The sequence below is a fragment of the Ruegeria sp. BA12 genome, from assembly GCF_056539625.1.
The window spans coordinates 44,211-66,588 of the sequence record NZ_JBQFVF010000006.1 but is presented as its reverse complement, the minus strand read 5'-3'; the positions used below and the strand labels follow the sequence as shown (position 1 = coordinate 66,588).

Below are 22,378 nucleotides of genomic sequence, written 5' to 3'. Positions count from 1 at the left end.
GATGGGGAATACTCCTAAGATCGGCGCGCTGGCCGTTGTGGTGCATGAAACCCGCGTGCTGCTGGTGCAGCGCAGCAAACAGCCAGATGCGGGGCTCTGGGGGTTTCCCGGTGGGCATGTGGAATGGGGCGAAACGGTGATGCAAGCCGCGCAAAGGGAGTTGCGCGAGGAAACCTCGGTCATCGCGGAACCGCTGTGTTATCTTGACAATCTGGACCTTCTGCGCCGCGACGAACAGGGCGCTGTGCAGTCGCATTACCTGCTGGTCGGGGTCGCTTGTGAATATCGTTCAGGTTCTCCCGTCGCAGGGGACGATGCGCTGGACGCCCGTTGGTTTTCGATAGATCAGATCAGACAAGGTGACCTGCCCATGAGTGATCGAGTCGTCGATCTGCTGGAAACCGCGCTGCAGGCGCGTCAAGCCGCCCGTCCCTTGAGCCGCACGTAAAGCAAGCCGGACAACACGACGCTTAGCATCAGAATTGGTAGCGCACCGGCAAGGAACGCTCCCAGCCCCATATGCAGCGCCGCGATGCCCTCATCCCCCGGGTAGAGCCCTGACAACAAACCAACTGGCGCGCCAGTCATCGCGGGCCAAATCATCGTCATGCCAAACCACAGCAGCAACACAAGCCCGGTGGCCATCACCGTGCCCTGCACCACTCGATCCGGTGCCCGCATCGCCCGGCGCAACGCAGTCATCGGGCGTGACAGGTCGTTTAGAATAGCCAGCAGCGCCGGCACCAGTAACAACACTAGGAACATTCCGAAACCCAGCCCGTACACCAGCGTGATCACCGAAGGTTTGAGGAACTGCGCCTGTTGCGAGCCTTCATACAGCAACGGTGTCAGCCCCAAAACCGTCGTCAGCGTCGTCAGCATCACGGGTCTGAGTCGATCCGCCGTGCCTTCGACAATCGACGGCACCAACCCCCGCTCTCGCTGATAGGCGTCGATGGTCGTGACCAGAACGATCGAGTCGTTGATGATGATCCCAGTCATCCCCAGCAGGCCGATCACGGTAAACATGCTCAGCGGTACATCCCATATATAGTGCCCCCAGATCGCGCCCACCAATCCAAACGGAATGATCGCCATCACCACCAAAGGTCGCGTCCAGCTGGCAAAAACCCAGGCCAGCACAAGGTAGATCCCGGTCAGGCACAGGATCAGGCCGGTGCGCGCCTCGGTCAGGAATTCATCTTCTTGCTCGCTCAGGCCCGTCAACCGCCATTCGACCTGCCGTTCGGCGGCGATATTGGGCAGGATCTCGTCATTCAGCGCCCGGGCAATTTCTGCCGCACGGGCCGGATCATCCTCGGAGATGTCACCCCCCACCGTAATCACTCGCAGGCCGTTATTGCGCCGCACCGTCGAAAAGCCCGACTTGCGCTCGACCGAGACGATATCGGCCAGCGGCACATAGACGCCATCCGGCGTGCGCATAAGGGTGCGTTCCAGAAAATCGGCGGTCAGTTCACCTTCGGGCAATTCGACACGGATTTCGGCGCTGCGCGGACCATCGGGGAAAGTCGCGGCCTCGATCCCGTTCAGACGATCCCGCAACACACGGCTCAGCGTTTCCATACGAAAACCCAGCGCCTGCCCTATGGGTGTCAAATCCAGAATGAAATCTTCCTTGTCATAGGCCAGGTCGTCCTGCAGCGCCGAAACCTCGGGGTATTTCGCCAATTCGGCCCGCAGATCTTCGGAAGCTGCTTTGAGCGTGTTCACGTCGGCGCCATAGAACTGCACCTCGATTGAATCACCGCCGGGCCCGGACCGCCAGCCGCGGAAGGTCAGCATCTCGACCTTGGGATGGCGCGGTACAAAATCCTGTAACTCACCCACGAACTCAAAGCTGGAATAGGGGCGCAGGTCGGCGTCGATCAGCTCGATTGAAATCCCGCCCAGCAAGTCCTGATCCTTGCCTTCTGCGGCGGGCGGGTTGAACCATCCGGCATTTCCACCCACCTCGGCCAACACATAATCGATAGGATTGCGGCCATGGCGTTCTTCGTAAATCTGTCCCAGTTCTTCGGCAGCGCGCTGAATCTCGCGCATCATCGCCAGCGTATCTTCGCGGGTCGCACCTTCGGCCATGATAAAGTTGCCAGTGACCGAGCCGCGTTCGGGCGCGTTGAAAAAGCGCCAGTTCACGTCACCTTTGATAAATAGCGCAATCTGGCTGGCCAGGATCACCACCATCACGGCCACAACCACATAGCGGGCCCAAACCACCCAGGCGATCAGCGGGCGGAACAGGTGATCGCGCACCCAGCGAAACCCGCGATTGACAACGCGGTTGGGCAAGTCATACCAATGCTCTTTCGCCGAATGCGCGATAGCGTGGGCCATGTGGTTGGGCAGAATCAGGAAACATTCGATCAACGAGGCGATCAGCACCGCAATCACAGTGAACGGGATGTCATAGATCAATTCCCCAAACCGGCCGCCGATGGCAGTCAGACCAAAAAAGGCGATCACGGTGGTCAGGGTGGCGGCGAATACCGGCATCGCCATGCGCCGCGCAGCACGTTCGGCGGCCACGATCGGAGCCTCGCCCAGCCGGCGCGCACGGAAATCGGCGTGTTCACCAACAACAATGGCGTCATCCACCACGATGCCCAGCGTGATGATCAGCCCGAACAGCGAAATCATGTTGATCGACAGCCCGCCGATATACATGAACGCAATCGCCGCTGACATTGCCACCGGGATACCCGCCGCAACCCAAAAGGCGATACGCGCATTCAGGAACAAAAACAGCAGGCACACCACAAGGCCCAACCCCATCAGACCGTTGTCCACCAGAATATCCAAGCGGTCAGTGATCGCCTGCGCACGTGTGCGGATCAGCTCGATCGTCACTCCTTCGGGCAGGCTGGCCTGCAGTTCGGCCACCACATCCTCGACCGAGTGCTGAATCTGAATCGCATCTCCCAGGTTCGAACGGTCGATGCGCACCGACATGGCGGGGTTTTCGCCAACAAAGTAACTGCGATTGCGATTGACGCCTTCCACCCGAATATCCGCAACATCCCCGATAAAAAGTTTTGAGCCATCGGCAAAATTGCGCAGCGCAATGCCCTCAATCTCTTCGGGGGTGCGCTTTTCGGTGCCGGTACGGATGCGCGCATTGGCGCCCGTGACATCACCTGCGGGGCTGGCCATCGCTTCAGCGGCTATAGCCTGCGCAATCTCGGACAGGGTGATGTCATTGGCGATCAATTGCGCCGTTGGCACTTCGACCACCACGCGCGGCGCGGCAAGGCCGCGAATCGTGGTGCGGGTCACGCCAGCGGCGAACAGGCGGTTGATCATCTCGTCGGTGAACTTGGCCAGTTGATCCGGGTCAACGGGGCCGGTCACGACCACATCCGTCACACGATCCCGCCACGCACCACGCCGGATCGAGGGTTCTTCGGCGTCATCAGGCAGGTTGGTCACACTGTCGACGGCGGTTCTGACCTCATCTACGGCGCGCGACATGTCCCAGTTCGGCTCAAACTCCAGCCGGATATTGGCGCGTCCCTCGCGCGAGGTCGAAATCGCGCTGGCAACCCCTTCGACCGCCAGCAGAGCGGGTTCCAGCAGCTGGACGATGCCATTGTCCACATCCTCGGGGCCCGCACCTTCCCATTCGACGTTGACATCGACACGTTCAAGGATGACGTCCGGGAAGAATTGCGCCCGCATCGACGGGATCGCCGCCGCGCCCAGCACCAGCATCACCAACAACAGCAGGTTGGCCACCGTCCGGTGGCGGGTGAAGTAGCTGAGGATACCGCCCGCCGCGCCGGGGATGTCGCGCATCATGGCGCTTACCCTCCTGCCCGGGTCTCGATGCTGCGCACCAGTGAGGCCGGGACACGGCTCTCGCTTAATTGTCCCAGAACACGAGCCTTGACGTCGTTCGGCATCTGATCGCTGGCCTCGACCCGCGCCACCAGTTGGGCGCGTTGTTCATCCGACAATTCAACCATGTCCGGTTCCGCCCCGGCATTGGCCTCGATCCGCAGTGGCCGCACCCGAACCCCGCCACCCAACAGCGGCGTCCGGCCAACAACAACCTCGCGCCCGACCAGACCATCACCGCGCAACAACACCTCATCGCCCTGGCGACGGATCAGTTGCACAGGCAGCGCCTCGAGCCTGTCATCGGGGCCCAGCACCAGCACCGTGCCCGCCGCATCAAGAACCGATGATGGCAAACGCACCACATTGTCCAGCTGTTGTTCCTGTACTGTGACCGTTACGAAATCGCCAGGCTTGAAACCGGGCGCGTCGTCCAGACGGGCATAGATCAGACGGCCAGTCTGCCCCTCACCCGCTGATCCGCTGTCGCGGCTGATGCGCCCCGTGGCGATCAGATCGGTTCCTGTTACCTCAAGCGATACGGTCACCGGCGCCTCGATCAGATTACCCTGGGCATCCAATAGGCGCACAAACTGCGCAGTCGAGACACGGAACGCGACCTCAAGCGCGTTGGGATCCACTAATTCCGCCAGTTTTTCATTCGCCGCAACCAACCGGCCCTCGACCAGGGTCACATCCGTCAGCGTCCCGGCAAACCGCGCGCGGACGGTCATGTCGTCCAGATCGCGTTCAGCGGCCTCAAGCGCGATACGGGCACGGGCCAACAACGTGGTTGCCTGATCGACGCGCGATTCCGCCTGCGCCAGTGCGATACGGCGCGCCAGAACCGCCTGCTGTGCGGCCGCTTCGGCCAGTTCGGCCTCTTCTGCGGCGGCAGGCGTGCCCACCCCGCGGCTTTGCAAATCCTTCTGACGCTGCATGGCACGTCCACGCAAGGCCGCCTGCGCCTCGGCCGAGTTCAACTCATCCTGCGCCAAAAGCAGTGAGCGTTCGGCATCGCGTTCCTCGAACTGAGCGTCCAGCAGGTCGGACTTGGCGCGGTCCAGGGCCGATTGTGCGTCAGCCGGGTCCAGTTCGACCAGAACCTCGCCGGTGGTGACGACGCCGCCATCCTCAAAATCCTCAGCCAACGAGATCACGCGCCCGCCCAATGCGGCGCGCAGCTCCAGGCGGCGGCGGCTTTGCACCTCGCCAAAGGCTTCGAGATAGGGGATTACCGTCTCTAACTCGGCCGGTTGCACGCTGACGGCAAAAATGCGTTCGCGGCCCTCGGGTGGCTCACTGTCGCGGTTCAGGGCCTCTTGCACCGCGCTGACAATCAGCTGTACCGCGACAAATACCAAGGCCAGCGTTAGAAACGCCAGAAAGACACCAACAAGGCTTTGCCTCAAAAATCGCATCTATCACTTACCCCGGTCGCATCAGGCTACCATATGCAAAACGTAGCCGGGCACGGAAAAATGCCAAGCCACAAAGCGGTTACAATCAGTTATACGTGCAACCAGTCTACTTCCGTCGGAGATGTTCGTCCAATCTTGGCATTATTTCCACGAAATTGCAGGGACGATGCCGGTAATCGAACTGTTTTTCTAAAATACCGTCCCAGGCGTCCTTGCAGGCACCGGGGCTGCCGGGCAGTGCAAACAGATAAGTGCCCTCGGCCACGCCACCCGTGGCGCGGGATTGCACCGCTGAAGTGCCGATCTTTTCCATCGAAATGAGGGTGAAAACAGTGCCGAATGCCTCAATTTCCTTTTCATAGACGTCCCGGTGCGCCTCAACCGTCACATCGCGGCCGGTCAAACCGGTGCCACCGGTCGAGATCACCACGTCAATGTCCGGGTCACCGGCCCACAGCCGCAACTGCGCCGCGATCTCACCGCGCTCATCGCGGATGATCTTGCGGTCGGCCACCGAATGACCCGCACGTTCGATCCGGTCGACCAATGTCTGACCTGAGCGGTCATCTTCTAGCGATCGCGTATCCGAGACGGTCAGAACTGCGATCCGAACCGGAATGAATTCCATGCTTTCGTCGATGCGTGACATGTGGTGTCAGGCCCTTTCCATGATGGCAAGCCGGATGGCGAGGGCAGCGAAAATTCCCCCGGTCACCCAGCCCATAATACGTGAGGCGCGCGGGTTCGAGATCAGAATCTTCCCCGCGCCCCCGGCAAATACGCCCACCAGCCCATTCACCACAAACCCGCCCAGCGCGATGATGACGCCCAAAATCAGGAATTGGGGCAGGATCGGACCTATGGCGGGATTCACGAATTGCGGGATAAAGGCCAAAACGAACAGGATGACCTTGGGATTGGTCAGGTTCACCACCAACCCGTCGCGAAAGGCGTGGCTTGTGGGCTTTGCAGGCGCATCGGCGGACACCGCCCCGTTCCGGATCGCGCCCCATGCCAAATACAGCAGATAAGCCACCCCCATCCAGCGGATTACATCGAACAGCCATGGCATCGTAGCTACGGCGGCCCCCAACCCAAGCCCCGCTACAAAAACATGAACCATCGATCCGAGGGAAATTCCCGCGCTTGCAGCGAAAGCCGGTTTGGCACCTGACCGCAAACCTTGCCCAAAGCAAAACAACATGTCTGCGCCGGGGGTGAAATTCAGTGCCAAAGCTGCCGGAATAAACGCCAGCAGCGTGACCATTTCTATCATAAGGTGACCTCGAACCAATTTACCTTGGGGCCCAGATTGGCGATCTGCGTGCGGCCTAGGCTGCCGCGATAGCCCCAGCTGTCATGGATGTGTCCACACAGCGCAAGTTGCGGCTGCAGGCGTTCCACTGCGTCGCGCACGGCCACGGACCCCACCGCATCGCCCTGCGACGTGACATCGCCGTACCCCTTGGGCGGTGAATGCGCGATCAGAATATCCGCCGCGTCACAACGGTCCAGCAATTCAGTGGCCTCAGCCTCGGTCAGGTCACAGGACCAGTCGCCAAATGGTGTAACCGGCACGCCATACCCCAGCCCGAACAGCCGCAGGCCGTCCAATGTCATGCCGGCGCCGTGCAGCACATGGTCACCTTCCGGCGCGGCCTTGACCAGTTCCTGCGCGCTTTCGGCATTGCCGGGCACCATCACGAACGGTGCGGTGATGCCGGACAGCATCGCCATCGCCTGGTCCAACCCCTGTCGCGCATTGCAGAAATCCCCAGCCCCGATCACCAGATCGGCCTCGGCGCTGGCCGCGACGACCTCGGCCGCGCGGTTGCGTGCCATATGCAGATCGGAAAAGGCCAGAATGCGCATCACTTGCCCTCCAGCCGGGCTTTCAGCTCTAGCAGATCAGCCCAGGCCTGCCGCTTCATCTGTGGTTGGCGCAGCAGGTAAGCGGGGTGGAACATCGGGATGACCGGTAGGTTCAGCGCCTGTGCCCATTGCCCGCGCAACCGAGTGATACCGCGCTTGCCCAGCACCGCCTGACAGCTGATATTGCCCATAATCACCAGAACCTCGGGCTTGGCCAGCGCCACATGCCGTTCCAGAAACGGTTTCATCATCCCGATCTCTTCGGGTTTCGGGTCGCGATTCTGCGGCGGGCGCCAGGGCAGGACGTTGGTGATATAGGCATTCTGGGTGCGATCCAGATCAATCGCCACCAGCATCCGGTCCAGCAATTGCCCGGCGCGGCCGACAAAGGGCTTGCCTTCACGGTCCTCTTCTCGGCCTGGCGCTTCGCCGATGATCATGACCCGTGCGCCCGGCGTGCCATCTGCAAAGACCAACTGCCGCGCGCCACGCTTCAGCTCGCAATGCTCAAACGTATCCATCGCCGAACGCAATTGGTCCAGCGACCCAGCACCTTGGGCTGCCGCTTTCGCGACGGCAACTGGATCTACTTTCTTGGGTTTGCCCGGGGCAGCCTGGGCCACGGCGGGCTTTTTAGTCTTGGGCGCAGTGTCAGGCAAAGCAAAACGGTCAACCGGCGCATCGCCGATTGCGTCCGTTGCACCCAGTTCGATCTGCCACTCCAGCAGAGCCCGTGCCGTATGATAGTCCAAAGCCGATTCCATACTCTTCAATCTAACCAGCTTTTGAACGAGGGAAAGCGAATAGGCCTTGATCGGGCGGTCCGTCGCACCGACCATGAGAGTATTCATGATGGTTCTATTGCGATTCCTTATGATTACTTTGCTGCTGACCACCCTCAGCGGCCCTGCTTTTGCGCAGCTTTTCGACCGCAACGGCCAATGCCGCCCCGGCCAGTTCCAATGCGGCACAAGGTGCTGTTCGGGCGGACAGAGATGCAGCTTTGATGGCCATTGCATTCCTCTGGGTGGCACCTATTGCGGGGGCGGGCGCACCTGCGGCCCGTTTGAGCGCTGCGTTGCGGGGGGCACGCGATGCGCGCCTGCGGGGGCGAACAGTTGTACTTCGCGCGCGGATTGCCCGGGCGGCTCGATCTGCAATGCGCGCCGCGAATGTGAACGCATCACGCCCAATTTTGACCCCAACACAGCAATCGAAGGCCTACCCACCGTCTGCGATGATGGCCTGACTTGCGGTGCGGGATCGTCCTGTCTGCCGGGCGGCGGATGCTCGCGCCCCGGATGGTTTTTGTGCGAGGAAACCGGCTCGCAATGCCGCCCCGGGTTCAAGTGTTCCGAACATCAGGGATGCGTGCCGATCAAGGCCATCGACTGCGGCTATGGCAAATGGTGCAAACCCGGCGAACAATGCCTGCCCGAGGGTGGATGCGAGAAACTGCCAGAAGGAACCGATCCTTAGGTTGCCTAGGCGCGCGGACCTTCCTATAAGCGGCCCGATTGTCAGACAGGAGCCCGCCCATGCGTTTCGCCCATCGTCACCTTCTTGGCATCGAGCATCTGTCGCAATCCGATATCACCGCTATTCTTGATCTGGCCGAGACATATGTCGACCTGAACCGGCAATCGACCAAGCATTCCGACGTTTTGTCGGGGCTGACGCAGATCAACATGTTCTTCGAAAACTCGACCCGCACGCAGGCCAGCTTTGAACTAGCGGGCAAGCGGCTGGGCGCGGATGTAATGAACATGGCGATGCAGGCCAGTTCGATCAAAAAGGGCGAGACCCTGATCGACACCGCCATGACGCTGAACGCGATGCATCCCGATCTGCTGGTGGTGCGGCATCCGCATTCCGGCGCCGTCGATCTGCTGGCGCAAAAAGTCAACTGTGCGGTGTTGAATGCGGGCGATGGCAAGCATGAACACCCGACACAGGCCTTGCTGGACGCGTTGACGATCCGTCGCGCCAAGGGCCGTCTGCACCGGCTGAACATCGCCATTTGCGGCGATGTCGCCCATTCCCGCGTGGCACGGTCGAACCTGATCCTGCTGGGCAAGATGGAAAACCGCATCCGTCTGATCGGCCCGCCCACTTTGGTGCCCGACCACTTTGCCGAATTTGGTGCCGAGATCTATGACGACATGAATGAGGGCCTTAGGGAAGTTGATGTTGTCATGATGCTGCGCCTTCAAAAGGAACGGATGGATGGCGGCTTTATTCCGTCCGAGCGTGAGTATTACCACCGCTATGGGCTGGACGCCGCCAAGCTGGCGCTGGCCAAATCCGACGCCATCGTCATGCATCCCGGTCCGATGAACCGCGGGGTCGAGATTGACGGGACCCTGGCCGACGACATCAACCGCTCGGTCATTCAGGAACAGGTTGAAATGGGGGTCGCCGTCCGCATGGCTGCGATGGAACTTTTGGCCCACAACCTGCGCGAGGTGGCATGAGCGATCTGACCGTTGCCCCCCATGAACGCGGCGTGATCCGCCTGTTCACGCTGAACATGCGCCCGGAAGAAGCCAAATTTCTGCGTGAACCCGGTGCCGCCGATCAAATTCTGGGCGTCGCGGGGCTGGACCCTGAACAGATCGACGTCTTTGCGGTCTCAGACCTCGAGGACCTGGGGCTCTATGGCTATCTGAACGAGGGCTGCGGCGTGTCCGCCGATCAGTTGGATCGCACAGCGCTTGAAGCCATAACGGGTTGGGTCATGGTGGTCCGCAGCGCTGCCTTTGGCGGTCACGCAGCCACTCTGATCCCGGACAAACGGCTGCGCCTGATCGGGCTGTTCACCGAAGAGGCTACCAATTGGACCGGCGGTCCGATCGAAACCGAAAGCGCAAAACCGTTCTCGGCCCCTCAACCCGCATCCCAAAACGACCAACCCCGCCGCATCGGTTCTGCCGTTCTGGCATTAGTGATCCTTTTGGCCGTCGGAGGCATCCTGTGGCTGATCCTGTGACCTTCTCGCCCGACAGAGGCACTTATATTCGCACCAACGCATGGCTGGCCGCCGTGGCCATGGCGGGTGCGATGATTGTGCTTTGGCTGATTGGAAACCCCTATCCCTGGACCGGTGCGCCTGCCGGTCTGGCCGCCGTCGGCATCCGGGCATGGTACATGGCCTCGGAAGAACTGGTCGCCACCTGGACGATGACGGACACCACCCTCACCGGCCCCGGCCCGCGCAAGGTGGCCCTGAACCAGATCAAGGCGGTCAATATCATGGGCAGTTTTGTCCAGATCGTCACCAAGGGCGGCGACAAGCACCTGATCAAATATCAGGCGGATTCCGCCGCCACCAAAGCCGCAATCGAAAGGGCACTGGCATGAGCAACCTGACCTTCACCAACGCCCGCCTGATCGACCCGGAAACCGGCACGGACAGCCTTGGCTGGCTGCAGGTGGGCAACGGCCAGATTACCGCGCGCGGTGACGGCGACGCACCGTCCACGGATACGCCAATCATCGATTGCAGCGGGCACTGCCTTGCCCCTGGCATCGTCGATATCGGCGTCAAAGTCTGCGAACCGGGCGAGCGGCACAAGGAAAGCTATAAATCCGCCGGTCTGGCAGCAGCAGCCGGCGGTGTGACCACCATCGTTACCCGCCCCGATACCAGCCCGGCCATCGATACGCCCGAAAGCCTTGAATTTGTCACCCGCCGCGCGCAGGCGGATACGCCGGTCAACGTCTTGCCCATGGCCGCCCTGACCAAAGGACGCGACGGGCGTGAGATGACCGAGATCGGTTTTCTGCAAGATGCGGGCGCGGTGGCGTTCACCGATTGCGATCACGTTGTCACCAACACCAAGGTATTCTCGCGCGCTCTGACCTATGCGCGGTCTTGCGACGCGCTGGTTATCGCGCACCCACAGGAACCTGTCCTGAGCGCCGGGGCCGCCGCGACCAGCGGCAAGTTTGCAACCTTGCGCGGATTGCCCGCCGTCACGCCCATGGCCGAACGCATGGGGCTGGACCGTGATATTGCCCTGCTGGAAATGACTGGCGCTGCCTATCACGCCGATCAGATCACCACCGCCCGCGCTCTGCCCGCGCTAGAGCGCGCCAAGCGCAACGGGCTGGACATCACCGCGGGCACTTCGATCCACCATCTGACGCTGAACGAGCTGGACGTGGCCGACTATCGGACTTTCTTCAAGGTCAAGCCGCCGCTGCGGTCCGAAGATGACCGTCAGGCGGTTATCGAGGCCGTGCGCAGCGGCTTGATCGACATCATCAGCTCGATGCACACACCGCAGGACGAGGAAAGCAAACGCCTGCCGTTTGAAGAGGCCGCCTCGGGCGCCGTTGCGTTGGAAACGCTGCTGCCCGCAGCCCTGCGCCTGTATCATTCGGAACAGTTGGACCTGCCGACGCTGTTCCGGGCCATGGCGCTGAACCCGGCAAAACGGCTGGGGCTGGACAGCGGTCGCCTGTCCGAGGGCGCGCCCGCCGATCTGGTGCTGTTTGACCCGGATGTGCCCTTTGTGCTGGACCGGTTCTCGCTGAAATCAAAATCGCAAAACACACCGTTTGACGACCAGCGGATGCAAGGTAAGGTCACCGCAACCTACGTGGCTGGACAAGAAGTTTACCGGAGACCCTGATGCCGCCATTTGACAGTTCGATGACCCAGCTGATCCTCTGGGCTGTGCTTGGTTATCTGATGGGGTCTGTTCCTTTTGGCATGATCGTCGCCAAGGTCATGGGGCTGGGCAACCTGCGCAATATCGGGTCAGGCAATATCGGGGCAACCAATGTGCTGCGCACCGGCAACAAGGCAGCCGCGGCGCTGACGCTGATCTTTGACGCCGCCAAGGGCGCGGTGGCCGTTCTGTTGGCGCGGGCACTGGCTGGGGAAGACGTCGCCCAGATCGCGGCGCTGGCCGCCTTTTTGGGCCACTGCTTTCCTGTCTGGCTGGGCTTTAACGGCGGCAAGGGCGTGGCCACCTTTCTGGGCCTGTGGCTGGCGCTGGATTGGCGCGTAGGTGTGGCCTGCTGCCTGACATGGCTGGTGGCTGCAGCGATCTGGCGGATTTCATCACTGGGCGCGCTGGTGGCTGCGGCCATGTCGGTTGTCTGGGTGATTGTGCTGACGGACAGTTCAGCCTTTGCGCTGAGCATCATCCTAACCCTGCTGGTCTACTGGCGCCACAGCGCCAATCTGGCGCGGATCAAGGCGGGAACCGAGCCGAAAATCGGCAAATCGTGATTGCGCCAACCGGTTTTCTGAACGCCTTTTTCGCGTTGCCCGAGGGTACGTTTACCGGTTATGCCAATGGGCGGCGCTATGTGGTCAGCCGTTCGGTTCTTGGCGCTGGAAGGTCTCTCAAACTGGTGGCCCATCAGCTTGGCGGCCCGGACTATATCAGCATGAACTTGTATTTGACGCGACAAAGTGGTGCCCTGCTGCGCCCCTGTGAAATGCCTGCCGATAAGGTCGTTTCATTCGTCACCGCTCTGATCCCGGATACGTAATCTGCATCACCAAAACTTGTGTTACCGGACCTTCACAATTGATTGTCTTGAACGTGATCAGGGCGCTGCCCAATTGAGGTTCTGTGACGGCCAATTACCGGCGTCGCAAAAACAAAATCCGGTTTGCCCGGGCAAAATTCAGGTGCTCTAGAGCGAGCCTATTCACGAAAGGTGAAACCATGAACAAGTTCAAATCCATTCTGGGCGGCGTTGCGCTGTCCGTTGCAATCGCAAGCTCGGCGCTGGCCGCTGGTGTTGAGATCAACGCAAGCTCGACCGGTCTGGCAATGCAGGGCTATGACCCGGTTGCATATTTCACCGTAGGCGAGCCGACCAAAGGCGATTACCGCATCTCGACCCTGCACAACGACGCGCTGTACCGTTTTGCTTCGGAAGAAAACAAAGCTGCCTTTGAAGAAAACCCAGAAGCGTACCTGCCCGCATATGGCGGTTACTGCGCATTCGGCACCGCGATGGGCTTCAAGTTCGACGGCGACCCGAACTACTGGAAAATCGTTGACAACAAACTGTACCTGAACCTGTCGAAAGACATTCAGGAGCGCTGGGAAGGCGACGTTCCGGGCTTTATCGAAAAAGCCGGTGTGAACTGGGAAAACATTGCTGACAAAGATCCGGCTGAGCTGCAGCAATAATTTGCTGACATCTGACAGTCTTTCGGCGGCGAGGTCACTCGCCGCCGTTTTTGTTTGTTCCCGCTGGCGACAGGCCCTGTGACATTTGCCCAGGACTTGATGAGTTTTACAATTCCAGCACCGTGCTGCCAGTGGTCTGTCGTGCCTCAAGCGCACGATGCGCATCGTCCACCTGATCCAACGGAAAGCGCTGGTCGATATGGATCTTGACCTCACCGCCCTCAACCTTGCCGAACAGACGTCGGGCCATCGCCTGACAGACCGCGTGATCGGCAATATGGGTAAACAAAGTCGGGCGGGTGATCTTGAGCGAGCCCTTCTTCGCCAGCATCCCAATATCTATCAGCGGCACAGACCCTGACGCATTGCCGAAGGAAATCATCATCCCCAACGGCTTGAGACAGTCCAGCGATCCGGTGAACGTATCCGCCCCGATGGAATCCATCACCACATCCACCCCCTTGCCACCGGTGATTTCGGCTACGCGCTCGACAAAGTTTTCGGTGCGGTAATTGATGCAATGCGCAGCGCCGTTGAATTGGGCAAGGCTACATTTTTCGTCGGTCCCGGCGGTTCCGATCAGAGTAATCCCCTCGGATTTGGCCCATTGGCACGCGATCAGCCCTACGCCACCAGCGGCCGCGTGAAACAAAACAGTATCGCCACGTTTCAACGGCGTCGTTCGGTGAAACAAATATTCGACCGTCAATCCCTTTAGCATCATCGCCGCCGCCGCATCATACGGAATCCCGTCAGGTAGTGGACAAACCTGCGCTGCGGGCATCACCCGGGCTTCAGAATAGGCGCCTGCCGGTGCCGCCGCATAAGCTGCACGTTGGCCAGGCTCAAGATGGGTCACACCTTCGCCAACAGCTTCGATCACGCCTGCGGCCTCCATCCCCAGAGCGTGCGGCAGATCCATCGGGTACAGCCCGATCCGCTGGTAGATGTCGATAAAATTCAATCCGCAGGCATGATGGCGGATACGCACCTCGCCGGGGCCGGGGTCCCCGACGGGGCGGTCTTCGATCCTCAGAACTTCGGGGCCGCCGTGTTCGTGAATGACGACGGTTCTTGCCGTTTGCTGCATGCTGACCTCCTGTTGCCTGCGACCAAGCTAACACGCCTGAAAATCAGGGCAATCGGCACATTTCCGCGTCACGCAACCGTAACGTGAAAAAATGTGCTATACTGCTATCTGGGCGTTGCCGGCTGGTCCGGCCTCAGGCAATCGATGCCGGATCCACCCTGCTGCGCGATACGCAAAGGGAGGGGAAATCAATGGCTAAAACGATTGGAAATCCGATTAGCTGGGCCGCCCAGAATATCGGTGCGACCGGTGATCACATAGCTGAAAGCGTCAACCATATCGGCAGCGCGGATACGCGGCATCTGCCGGTGGTGCAAAATTTAACAATGCAAGACCTGCGGGCTTGTCTACAGGCTGGGTACAATGACTTTCTGGAAACCAGAGCAGATGCCATATTCATCGTGCTGATCTACCCGATCGCAGGATTGTTGATGTTCGGGTTCGGGCTGAACCGCAACATGGTGCCGCTGCTGGCGCCGCTGATCATGGGGTTTGCTCTGATCGGCCCAATAGCCGCAGTGGGTCTGTACGAGATCAGCCGCAAACGCGAACAAGGGGGAGAAGTGCATTGGCTGGATGCGTTCGGTGTGTTCCGATCGCCATCTTTCGGTGCCATTTTGATGTTGGGTTTCTATCTTGTCATGCTGTTGCTTGTCTGGCTGATGGTAGCGCAGAGCATCTACGTCCACACGCTGGGCCCTGATCTGCCCACATCCTTAGGCGCCTTTGTCACGCAGGTGTTCACCACCGGTGCGGGCTGGACAATGATCATCTTTGGCAACGCGGTAGGATTCCTGTTTGCTCTGGTCGCACTAGCCATCAGCGTGGTCAGCTTTCCGTTATTGCTGGACCGCAAAGTGGGTCTACCAGTGGCGGTTGTGACCTCGGTCCGGGTGCTGCGGCAAAACCCCGGAGTGATCCTGACATGGGGCTTCATTGTCGCCGCCTTGCTGGTGATTGGCGCAATCCCGATGCTGCTGGGGTTGATTGTGGTGATGCCCGTGCTGGGCCACGCCACATGGCACCTGTACCGCCGGGCCGTCGCCTAAAGCGCGCGGCCTGAACCGCGCGCTGGTCAGCTTATCCGGCGACGTTCAAAACGATTTTGCCGATGTGATTTGAACTTTCCATACGCGCATGCGCAGCGGCGGCGTCGGCCAGCGCGAACTCGCTGTCCATCACGGGCGCCACCCTTCCGGCGTCCAGCAATGGCCAGACCGCCTCGCGCAGATCCTGCGCAATTTTTGCCTTGGCCAGATCACTTTGTGGGCGCAGGGTGCTGCCGGTCAGGGTTAACCGTTTGACCATCATCAGGGCGAAGTTCAGTTCGACCTTCGGGCCCTGCAAAAAGGCGATCTGCACCAGGCGCCCGTCTTCAGCCAGGGTCTTGACGTTGCGCGGGATATAATCGCCCCCAACCATGTCGAGGATCAGGTTCGCCCCACCTTCGGCGCGCAGGACACCCACGAAATCCTCATCGCGGTAATTGATCGCCTTTTCGGCCCCCAGTTTGACGCAAGCCTCGCATTTATCGGCCGACCCGGCGGTTGCAAAGACCCGTGCGCCAAACGCATTGGCCAGTTGGATGGCCGTCGTGCCAATACCGCTGGACCCGCCATGGACCAGAAAACGCTCACCCGCTTTCAACCCACCGCGCATGAAGACGTTGGACCAGACGGTAAAGAAGGTCTCGGGCAGGCAGGCGGCCTCTTTCATTTCCATACCTGTGGGAACCGGTAGGCAATGTGCAGCGGGCGTGGCGACATATTCGGCATAGCCACCGCCGGGCAACAACGCACAGACCTTGTCACCAACCGACAGGCCATCGACACCCGCACCGATCGCCACGACCTCGCCCGACGCCTCCAGGCCTGGCAAATCGCTGGCACCCGGCGGGGGATCATAAGCCCCAGCGCGCTGCAACGCGTCCGGGCGGTTTACCCCGGCATATGCCACTTTGAGGATCACCTGACCGGCTTGGGGTTCCGGTACGGGACGGTCGGTCAGTTGCAAAACCTCCGGTCCGCCGGGTTTGGTGATCTCAACGGCGCGCATTGTCTCGGTCATGGGCAAATCTCCTTTGCCCAATGCCTAGCAGGCAATTTCTGGAAGGCCCAGATGCTTACTTGCGCGGATTCAGCATCCCGGGCAGGTCGACCCGCATTTTCACGGGCGGTTTCACCTGACTGGCAAACCAGTTCGGCACCGCCAGAAACGGTTTGAACAGCGGATTACCATTCACCTGCGCCTTGAGCTTTTCGAATTGCATGACATTGTCGATGCGACGGTCCAGAAACTCCCACGTTTTCTGGTGGTCCGGCGAATCATCCCCCAACCAGAACAACAGGGTCGAAGAATAGACCCCAGACAAGGTCGCGCGCTTGGTGTACCAGTTCACGTCGTCCGAGGTATCGCCCAGCGTGTCCCAGATCAGATCGCAGGTCTGCCACAGCGCCTTGGCCCCATCCGCCGCATGGGTCGGCAGCGAAAACAGCGTCATGCCCCGGCGCACCAATTCCTTGTCAGGCACAGCCTCGAGCCGGAACCGAACGGCAGCGGCCACGCGCTCGCGGAATTTCAGCTCGCTCAGGTCGGTGGATTTCAGACGCTCTACCATGACCGCATCCCCGCGCGCATGAAAAGCCAGCGCCAGATCAACCGCGCCTCTGGGGCAGATCGCGCGCGCCAAACCGTCATCCAGATCGCAATCAATGATCGCGGCGCGAAAGCTAGTTTCAGACCAACCGTCAAAGGGCACGTGGGTCAGCATCGCATCCAAAAGCTGTTGTTTTGCATCTTCATAGGTAACGGTCATGGCGGTTCTCCGGTTCTCGGGGCCAGTACTAGACAAGATAGACCGGCTTTGCTATACGGCCAACTCCTGCAATTTCCTTGCAACTCTATCTAGAAAGGTGGTGACAACCACATGCAGGTTAGTGTTCGCGACAATAACGTCGATCAGGCGCTTCGTGCCCTGAAGAAAAAGCTGCAGCGCGAAGGCGTGTTCCGTGAAATGAAGCTGAAGCAACATTTCGAGAAACCGTCCGAGAAAAAAGCGCGCGAGAAGGCTGAAGCGATCCGTCGTGCCCGTAAACTGGCACGTAAGAAAGCACAGCGCGAAGGTTTGCTCTAAGCACCTCGCTCGTCCAGCTTTGGATGACACTATTTGACGACCCCCGAGGCATCGCCCGGGGGTTTGTCGTTTCTATCACCGGTTGCATTCCGCCGAGTCCGCCTCAGCCTTAGGCGACAAGCTGCTAAATCGGGCCAAGCAACATTTTGCCCGGCATTTTGCAGCGCAGCGAATCCCGTATCGGTAGCACGCCCCTGCTGAAATTCGCCTGAAATCTAAACCGCTCTGTCCGTCCGTTCGACGCCCCCTGTAACTGGCCTCGTCTACTCAGACGACCATTCAAAACGGAGGCTACTATGTCGACTGCAAGTACATTCGAGCAAGAAATGCTGGCGTTAATCAATGATGAGCGCACATCCCGCGGGCTATCCCCGCTGCAACTGGAAACCCGCCTGAACGCATCGGCTGAAGATCACAGCACCTGGATGCTGAACGCCGATATATTCAGCCACACCGGTTCGGGCGGTTCTAGCGCGACCGAGCGCATGGAAGATGCCGGGTTCGACTTTACCGGCAGCTGGCGGTCAGGTGAAAACATCGCCTGGCAATCGGAACGCGGTGCCGCAGGCATCAGCGACGATGTCGAGCAACTGCACCAGAGCCTGATGAACAGCCCCGGCCACCGCGCCAACATCCTGAACCCTGACTACGAATTTATCGGAATTGGGATTGAAGAAGGCGACTACAATGGGTGGGATGCCGTCATGGTGACCCAGAACTTTGCCACTACCGACGCTGCAGTGGTGCTGGACAACGGTGCGGCACCAACGCCGCCCACGGACGACGTGGCAATGCCGGACGACCCTGTCACAGAAGACCCGGTCGAAGAAACGCCTGACACCGACGTCACCGAAACCGAGGACCCAGTCGAAGAAACGCCTGACACCGATGTCACCGAGACCGACGACCCGGTTGAGGAAACGCCTGACACCGACGTCACCGAGACCGACGACCCAGTCGAAGAAACGCCTGACACCGATGTCACCGAGACCGACGAACCGGTTGAGGAAACGCCAGACACCGATGTCACCGAGACCGACGAACCGGGCGAAGAAACACCGGACACTGACGTTACCGAGACCGAAGACCCGGAAACACCTGAACCGGATGTCACTGATACGACTGCAGGCGTTTGCTTCGACGTGGAAGAATTCCTGGCGGCAATCGAGGATTTCGTGAACGAGCTGTTGGCGCTGGTCGACGATTTCAGAATGAATGACGACCCGATGGTGACCGATGCGGACACCACCGAGGACGATTTCATGCTGAGCCTGGATATGTGCGACGACACTCCGGCGGCGAATGACGATGCCCCGGTCATGGAGGCGGACGCACCGGATGACTTTTTTATCCTGATACCGGCCGACAGTGGATGCATGATGGACTTTGTCTAAGGTCCGATGCAGCGTGTGAGGCACTGAAACGGTGCCTCACACCGCTTTCACAGCGCACTTGCGCAGTTTTTCGCACAAACAACGCGAATCAGGCGGTGGCAAATCGCCGAACGGGTCGGGGTGTCCAGATTGTGTCTGTATCCCGTCAAATTCTCGCCATTAATGTCTCGCCAAAATAACTCAATTCAATTGGAGGCAGAATCATGTCAACGGCCAGCAATCTAGAACGGCAGATGCTTGCATTGATCAATGACGAACGCACAAGTCGGGGGCTGCAACCCCTCAAGCTTGAGCTTCAGCTGAACGACTCGGCCGAAGATCACAGCGAATGGATGCTGCAGACAGATATCTTCAGCCACACCGGTCAGGGCGGCTCGAGCGCGACCCAGCGGATGAGAGATGCCGGTTTCGATTTCACCGGCAGTTGGAGATCGGGTGAAAACATCGCCTGGCAATCCGAACGCGGGCCCAATGGTGCCAGCGATGATGTGGTACAGCTTCACCAAAGCCTGATGAACAGCCCCGGTCACCGGGCCAACATACTGAACCCCGATTTCGAATATATCGGGATCGGGATTGAAGAAGGCAATTTCAACGGTTGGGATGCCGTGATCGTGACCCAGAACTTCGCCACGACCTCGGCACCGGTGCAGTTGGACACCGGCGGGTCGGGTGGCGGCTCGGGTGGCGGCTCTGGCGGCGGCACACCTACCCTACCCGGCCAACAGGCCGTGGACGCAGGCACTGTGGGCGACGCCTCAGACAATTGGTTCATTCTGAAAGCCGGTCAGGCCGGCGCGCTGAACGGCGGCGAAGGAGATGACATTCTTGACGGCGGCTTCGGCCGCGATACGCTGACCGGCGGCACCGGCGATGACACGCTGAGCGGTCATGGCGGCAATGACGTCCTTCTGGGTGGCCAAGGCGTCGATTTGTTGATGGGTGCGACCGGCAATGACTGGCTGCAATCGGGCATGGGTGCCGACAGGTTGCAGGGCGGCTCTGGCAACGACGTGCTTAGGGGTGGCCGTGGCCGCGACACCCTGATCGGAGGCGACGACGACGATACTCTGATCGGTGCCCGCGGCATTGACACAATGACCGGCGGCAACGGGGCGGACACATTCGTATTCACCATCGGGCCGGACACCGTCACGGATTTCACCTCTGAAGACTTCATCGACCTCAGCCTGAATAGTGCGATCACCGGGTATAACGACCTGATGAACAACCACATTTCGCAATCCGGCAATGATGTGATCATCGACGACAACGCTGGGAATACTCTGACTCTGCAAAATACTCAGATCGCAGACCTGGCAAACGAACATTTCGTGTTCTGAGACCCCAGGTTTTCCAAATTAATGACGCCCCCGGTTTTGGGGGCGTTTTCTTTTGATCAATAGATTTTGGGAACGTGCAGCTCATCCGGCAGGACGCGCCGTTCATACTCCGGGTTGTATCTTCGATCCGGTAATTCGACCTTTTCCTGTGGAACATCCGTATAGGGAATCTTGGTCAGAAGATGCTCGATACAGTTCAGGCGCTCGCGTTTCTTGTCATTGCCTTCGACGATATACCAGGGCGCCTCGGGAATGTTGGTGCGGAACAACATGTCTTCTTTGGCCTTGGTATAGGCCTCCCAGCGGATGCGGGATTCCAGATCCATCGGCGACAGTTTCCACTGTTTCATCGGGTCGTGAATGCGCATGAGGAACCGCAACTGCTGTTCTTCATCAGTGATTGAGAACCAGTATTTCAGCAAAATGATCCCCGACCGCACCAGCATCCGTTCGAATTCGGGAACGTCCTGAAAGAACTGTTCGACCTGATCCTCGGACGCAAACCCCATCACCCGTTCCACCCCAGCGCGGTTGTACCAGGATCGGTCGAACAACACGATTTCGCCGGCCGCGGGCAGATGCGGTACATAGCGCTGGAAATACCATTGGCTTTGCTCCCGGCGGCTGGGCGCTGGCAAGGCGACCACGCGGGCGACCCGCGGGTTCAGCCGCTGGGTGATCCGCTTGATCACGCCGCCCTTGCCGGCGCTGTCACGCCCTTCGAACAGGATGCACACTTTGGCTCCGGTATGCTGTACCCAGTCCTGAACCTTAATCAATTCGGCCTGCAAGCGCAGCAGATTGCGGAAATAGACTTTGCGATCCAGCATGTCGGGATGCTGGTCCTTATAGATCTTGCGGACTTCCATCGAGAGCATGGGTTCGCTGAACTCGATCTCGAAATCTTCGTCCAGCGTGTCTTCCAACTCGGCTTCCAGCCAATCTTTTGGGGCATCGTTATGTTCGTAAGCCAAGGTCTTATCCTTATCGTCTATCGGGTCCGGACCATACAACGCGCGTGTAACCGCCTGATGTCATCAGAATAATTGATAAAGCCCTTCCCCAAGCGAAACCGCTTATGGCAGCAAGGTCAAGGCGATGCGAAAAGAGGTTTGGTCCTTTTCTAAATCTGAACCTACACGCCCAGGGATACAAGCGGCAGATTTGCCGCATTACCAACAGGTTGGCATAAATCCGCCCCAAACCTACTTGCCAGAGGGTTCATTCCGTCGGCACAAGTGCCCTTCAACCCCCCTGAGGTGAATGTGGCGCATTTCATTTCCCTACTGCCTGCGATCTGGCCCTGGTTCATATTGATTGCCGCACAAATAGGCATGGTATCAGGTCGACAAGGGCTGGGTCTGGCCCTGTTGGCAGCGTTCCTAGGTTCAGCAACAGTGCTTGGCCTGCTAACCCCGCTGGCCTTGGCAATCACGGCAGCGGGCTTGCTGGGTGCTGTAGGGTTGCGCCGTCTGACCGGTGTGCCCGCCGTTTTCGGGCATCTGGTGTTGATCCTGTGGTGTCTGGCTCTGGGGGCGCATCTGATCCCCGGGTTTCACAATCTATTGGTTCTGAATCAGGTACAGGCAGGCCCGGGCAGCGCTGCGTTCACAATGTATCTCAATCTGGACAAACCAATGGTCTTGTTTGCCGTTCTGCTGGCTTGGCCAGGCATGATCCATGGCGCGCGGCTGGTCAGAACCGGGCCTTTGTTGATCGGGTTGGCGGCACTGCCCGCCCTGTTTGCGTTGGGTCTTTCCCTGGGTGCGGTGCGGCCCGAGATAGTCCTGCCCGCATGGTGGCTGATTTTTGCGTTTTCAAACCTATTCCTGACCTGCCTGACTGAAGAGGCTTTTTTCCGTGGCTATCTGCAATCGGTCCTGACGTCGAAAATCGGCGTGGCGCTCGGGATCGCAGCTGCCAGCCTGCTGTTCGGTCTGGCCCATGCGGGCGGTGGCCCGGCACTGGTCGTCTTCGCCTCGATCCTCGGGGCCGCCTGCGGATTGGGGTATTACGCAACCGGGCGGCTTTGGGTGCCGGTTCTGATGCATTTTGGCTTTAACGCCTTGCACCTGGCCCTGTTCACCTATCCCGGCCCGGGCTGAA

24 protein-coding genes are annotated in these 22,378 nt (G+C 59.7%); 14 read left to right on the top strand and 10 right to left on the bottom strand.

Annotation, left to right across the window (positions count from 1 at the left end; translation table 11 throughout):
• Position 1: 1 nt before the first annotated feature.
• The gene (locus ACR0B0_RS12940) at positions 2 to 448 is read left to right on the top strand and encodes an NUDIX hydrolase (RefSeq protein ID WP_170350694.1); all 447 of its coding nucleotides are present in this window, start codon (positions 2 to 4) and stop codon (positions 446 to 448) included.
• Here ACR0B0_RS12940 and ACR0B0_RS12935 read toward each other — a convergent pair.
• The 6 genes from ACR0B0_RS12935 to ACR0B0_RS12910 form a co-directional block, all read right to left on the bottom strand.
• Positions 418 to 3,819, bottom strand: coding sequence for an efflux RND transporter permease subunit (locus tag ACR0B0_RS12935; RefSeq protein ID WP_170350696.1), 3,402 nt, complete (start codon positions 3,817 to 3,819; stop codon positions 418 to 420). The two genes, ACR0B0_RS12940 and ACR0B0_RS12935, sit on opposite strands and share 31 nt — an antisense overlap.
• Before the next feature lie 5 nt (positions 3,820 to 3,824).
• Complete coding sequence (locus ACR0B0_RS12930) at positions 3,825 to 5,279, bottom strand: efflux RND transporter periplasmic adaptor subunit (RefSeq protein ID WP_480648096.1); 1,455 nt, start codon at positions 5,277 to 5,279, stop codon at positions 3,825 to 3,827.
• Between the two features lie 106 nt (positions 5,280 to 5,385).
• On the bottom strand, positions 5,386 to 5,928 hold the full coding sequence (gene moaB / locus ACR0B0_RS12925; protein ID WP_480648094.1) for a molybdenum cofactor biosynthesis protein B: 543 nt from the start codon (positions 5,926 to 5,928) through the stop codon (positions 5,386 to 5,388).
• Between the two features lie 6 nt (positions 5,929 to 5,934).
• A complete protein-coding gene (locus ACR0B0_RS12920; protein ID WP_480638690.1) occupies positions 5,935 to 6,555 on the bottom strand; it encodes a LysE family translocator in 621 nt (206 codons plus the stop codon).
• The gene (locus ACR0B0_RS12915; RefSeq protein WP_170350703.1) at positions 6,552 to 7,151 is read right to left on the bottom strand and encodes a metallophosphoesterase family protein; all 600 of its coding nucleotides are present in this window, start codon (positions 7,149 to 7,151) and stop codon (positions 6,552 to 6,554) included. Before ACR0B0_RS12915 ends, ACR0B0_RS12920 begins: the two co-directional genes overlap by 4 nt.
• Positions 7,151 to 7,915 carry a uracil-DNA glycosylase gene (locus tag ACR0B0_RS12910; RefSeq protein WP_480639040.1) on the bottom strand — a complete coding sequence of 255 codons (765 nt, stop codon included), beginning with the start codon at positions 7,913 to 7,915 and terminating at the stop codon, positions 7,151 to 7,153. Before ACR0B0_RS12910 ends, ACR0B0_RS12915 begins: the two co-directional genes overlap by 1 nt.
• 85 nt (positions 7,916 to 8,000) lie before the next feature.
• Here ACR0B0_RS12910 and ACR0B0_RS12905 point away from each other — a divergent pair, with 85 nt between their 5' ends.
• The 8 genes from ACR0B0_RS12905 (at position 8,001) to ACR0B0_RS12870 (ending at position 13,312) form a co-directional block, all read left to right on the top strand.
• Positions 8,001 to 8,630 carry a scavenger receptor class F, member 2 gene (locus ACR0B0_RS12905; RefSeq protein WP_480648092.1) on the top strand — a complete coding sequence of 210 codons (630 nt, stop codon included), beginning with the start codon at positions 8,001 to 8,003 and terminating at the stop codon, positions 8,628 to 8,630.
• 59 nt (positions 8,631 to 8,689) lie between these two features.
• Positions 8,690 to 9,625 carry an aspartate carbamoyltransferase catalytic subunit gene (locus ACR0B0_RS12900; protein ID WP_170412619.1) on the top strand — a complete coding sequence of 312 codons (936 nt, stop codon included), beginning with the start codon at positions 8,690 to 8,692 and terminating at the stop codon, positions 9,623 to 9,625.
• The gene (locus ACR0B0_RS12895; protein WP_480648090.1) at positions 9,622 to 10,140 is read left to right on the top strand and encodes a hypothetical protein; all 519 of its coding nucleotides are present in this window, start codon (positions 9,622 to 9,624) and stop codon (positions 10,138 to 10,140) included. Before ACR0B0_RS12900 ends, ACR0B0_RS12895 begins: the two co-directional genes overlap by 4 nt.
• Complete coding sequence (locus tag ACR0B0_RS12890) at positions 10,125 to 10,511, top strand: hypothetical protein (protein ID WP_226689300.1); 387 nt, start codon at positions 10,125 to 10,127, stop codon at positions 10,509 to 10,511. The genes ACR0B0_RS12895 and ACR0B0_RS12890 overlap by 16 nt, the downstream gene beginning before the upstream one ends.
• Positions 10,508 to 11,788 carry a dihydroorotase gene (pyrC, locus tag ACR0B0_RS12885; protein ID WP_170516704.1) on the top strand — a complete coding sequence of 427 codons (1,281 nt, stop codon included), beginning with the start codon at positions 10,508 to 10,510 and terminating at the stop codon, positions 11,786 to 11,788. The genes ACR0B0_RS12890 and pyrC overlap by 4 nt, the downstream gene beginning before the upstream one ends.
• Positions 11,788 to 12,393: a glycerol-3-phosphate 1-O-acyltransferase PlsY gene (gene plsY, locus ACR0B0_RS12880; RefSeq protein WP_480648088.1), complete on the top strand. Its 606-nt coding sequence runs from the start codon at positions 11,788 to 11,790 to the stop codon at positions 12,391 to 12,393. The genes pyrC and plsY overlap by 1 nt, the downstream gene beginning before the upstream one ends.
• Positions 12,390 to 12,659 carry a hypothetical protein gene (locus ACR0B0_RS12875; RefSeq protein ID WP_480648086.1) on the top strand — a complete coding sequence of 90 codons (270 nt, stop codon included), beginning with the start codon at positions 12,390 to 12,392 and terminating at the stop codon, positions 12,657 to 12,659. The genes plsY and ACR0B0_RS12875 overlap by 4 nt, the downstream gene beginning before the upstream one ends.
• A gap of 179 nt (positions 12,660 to 12,838) precedes the next feature.
• Positions 12,839 to 13,312, top strand: a complete 474-nt coding sequence (locus ACR0B0_RS12870) for a YHS domain-containing (seleno)protein (protein ID WP_170350710.1) — start codon at positions 12,839 to 12,841, stop codon at positions 13,310 to 13,312.
• Between the two features lie 106 nt (positions 13,313 to 13,418).
• Here the strand turns inward: ACR0B0_RS12870 and ACR0B0_RS12865 are convergent, their stop codons facing one another.
• Entirely contained in the window at positions 13,419 to 14,402 is a 984-nt protein-coding gene (locus ACR0B0_RS12865; protein ID WP_170412613.1) for a quinone oxidoreductase family protein, read from the bottom strand.
• Between the two features lie 191 nt (positions 14,403 to 14,593).
• On the opposite strand from ACR0B0_RS12865, the gene ACR0B0_RS12860 reads away from it, so the two are divergent.
• Positions 14,594 to 15,451 carry a DUF2189 domain-containing protein gene (locus tag ACR0B0_RS12860; protein WP_170350712.1) on the top strand — a complete coding sequence of 286 codons (858 nt, stop codon included), beginning with the start codon at positions 14,594 to 14,596 and terminating at the stop codon, positions 15,449 to 15,451.
• A 31-nt stretch (positions 15,452 to 15,482) separates the two neighbouring features.
• On the opposite strand, the gene ACR0B0_RS12855 is transcribed toward ACR0B0_RS12860, so the two are convergent.
• Positions 15,483 to 16,469 (bottom strand): NAD(P)H-quinone oxidoreductase, encoded by a 987-nt coding sequence (locus ACR0B0_RS12855; RefSeq protein ID WP_170377834.1) that lies wholly within the window; start codon positions 16,467 to 16,469, stop codon positions 15,483 to 15,485.
• A gap of 55 nt (positions 16,470 to 16,524) precedes the next feature.
• Complete coding sequence (locus ACR0B0_RS12850; RefSeq protein WP_170350715.1) at positions 16,525 to 17,217, bottom strand: COQ9 family protein; 693 nt, start codon at positions 17,215 to 17,217, stop codon at positions 16,525 to 16,527.
• 111 nt (positions 17,218 to 17,328) lie between these two features.
• Between ACR0B0_RS12850 and rpsU the strand changes: the two genes are divergently transcribed.
• The 3 genes from rpsU (at position 17,329) to ACR0B0_RS12835 (ending at position 20,272) form a co-directional block, all read left to right on the top strand.
• Positions 17,329 to 17,535, top strand: coding sequence for a 30S ribosomal protein S21 (rpsU, locus tag ACR0B0_RS12845; protein WP_005614280.1), 207 nt, complete (start codon positions 17,329 to 17,331; stop codon positions 17,533 to 17,535).
• 296 nt (positions 17,536 to 17,831) lie between these two features.
• Positions 17,832 to 18,929, top strand: coding sequence for a CAP domain-containing protein (locus tag ACR0B0_RS12840; protein WP_480648084.1), 1,098 nt, complete (start codon positions 17,832 to 17,834; stop codon positions 18,927 to 18,929).
• A 203-nt stretch (positions 18,930 to 19,132) separates the two neighbouring features.
• Entirely contained in the window at positions 19,133 to 20,272 is a 1,140-nt protein-coding gene (locus ACR0B0_RS12835) for a CAP domain-containing protein (protein WP_480648083.1), read from the top strand.
• 56 nt (positions 20,273 to 20,328) lie between these two features.
• Here the strand turns inward: ACR0B0_RS12835 and ppk2 are convergent, their stop codons facing one another.
• Positions 20,329 to 21,246 carry a polyphosphate kinase 2 gene (gene ppk2 / locus ACR0B0_RS12830; protein ID WP_170350719.1) on the bottom strand — a complete coding sequence of 306 codons (918 nt, stop codon included), beginning with the start codon at positions 21,244 to 21,246 and terminating at the stop codon, positions 20,329 to 20,331.
• Positions 21,247 to 21,537: 291 nt separating this feature from the next.
• Here ppk2 and ACR0B0_RS12825 point away from each other — a divergent pair, with 291 nt between their 5' ends.
• The gene (locus tag ACR0B0_RS12825; protein ID WP_170350720.1) at positions 21,538 to 22,377 is read left to right on the top strand and encodes a CPBP family intramembrane glutamic endopeptidase; all 840 of its coding nucleotides are present in this window, start codon (positions 21,538 to 21,540) and stop codon (positions 22,375 to 22,377) included.
• The last annotated feature ends 1 nt before the right edge of the window (position 22,378 follow it).

Coding starts and splice junctions, on each gene's coding strand:
- ACR0B0_RS12850 (WP_170350715.1), bottom strand. CDS start 17,217: ATGACCGTTACCTATGAAGATGCAAAACAACAGCTTTTGGATGCGATG.
- ACR0B0_RS12920 (WP_480638690.1), bottom strand. CDS start 6,555: ATGATAGAAATGGTCACGCTGCTGGCGTTTATTCCGGCAGCTTTGGCA.
- ACR0B0_RS12895 (WP_480648090.1), top strand. CDS start 9,622: ATGAGCGATCTGACCGTTGCCCCCCATGAACGCGGCGTGATCCGCCTG.
- moaB (WP_480648094.1), bottom strand. CDS start 5,928: ATGTCACGCATCGACGAAAGCATGGAATTCATTCCGGTTCGGATCGCA.
- rpsU (WP_005614280.1), top strand. CDS start 17,329: ATGCAGGTTAGTGTTCGCGACAATAACGTCGATCAGGCGCTTCGTGCC.
- pyrC (WP_170516704.1), top strand. CDS start 10,508: ATGAGCAACCTGACCTTCACCAACGCCCGCCTGATCGACCCGGAAACC.
- ACR0B0_RS12870 (WP_170350710.1), top strand. CDS start 12,839: ATGAACAAGTTCAAATCCATTCTGGGCGGCGTTGCGCTGTCCGTTGCA.
- ACR0B0_RS12930 (WP_480648096.1), bottom strand. CDS start 5,279: ATGCGATTTTTGAGGCAAAGCCTTGTTGGTGTCTTTCTGGCGTTTCTA.
- ACR0B0_RS12855 (WP_170377834.1), bottom strand. CDS start 16,469: ATGACCGAGACAATGCGCGCCGTTGAGATCACCAAACCCGGCGGACCG.
- ACR0B0_RS12905 (WP_480648092.1), top strand. CDS start 8,001: ATGATGGTTCTATTGCGATTCCTTATGATTACTTTGCTGCTGACCACC.
- ACR0B0_RS12940 (WP_170350694.1), top strand. CDS start 2: ATGGGGAATACTCCTAAGATCGGCGCGCTGGCCGTTGTGGTGCATGAA.
- ACR0B0_RS12835 (WP_480648083.1), top strand. CDS start 19,133: ATGTCAACGGCCAGCAATCTAGAACGGCAGATGCTTGCATTGATCAAT.
- ACR0B0_RS12935 (WP_170350696.1), bottom strand. CDS start 3,819: ATGATGCGCGACATCCCCGGCGCGGCGGGCGGTATCCTCAGCTACTTC.
- ACR0B0_RS12915 (WP_170350703.1), bottom strand. CDS start 7,151: ATGCGCATTCTGGCCTTTTCCGATCTGCATATGGCACGCAACCGCGCG.
- ACR0B0_RS12840 (WP_480648084.1), top strand. CDS start 17,832: ATGTCGACTGCAAGTACATTCGAGCAAGAAATGCTGGCGTTAATCAAT.
- plsY (WP_480648088.1), top strand. CDS start 11,788: ATGCCGCCATTTGACAGTTCGATGACCCAGCTGATCCTCTGGGCTGTG.
- ACR0B0_RS12900 (WP_170412619.1), top strand. CDS start 8,690: ATGCGTTTCGCCCATCGTCACCTTCTTGGCATCGAGCATCTGTCGCAA.
- ACR0B0_RS12910 (WP_480639040.1), bottom strand. CDS start 7,915: ATGGAATCGGCTTTGGACTATCATACGGCACGGGCTCTGCTGGAGTGG.
- ACR0B0_RS12865 (WP_170412613.1), bottom strand. CDS start 14,402: ATGCAGCAAACGGCAAGAACCGTCGTCATTCACGAACACGGCGGCCCC.
- ACR0B0_RS12860 (WP_170350712.1), top strand. CDS start 14,594: ATGGCTAAAACGATTGGAAATCCGATTAGCTGGGCCGCCCAGAATATC.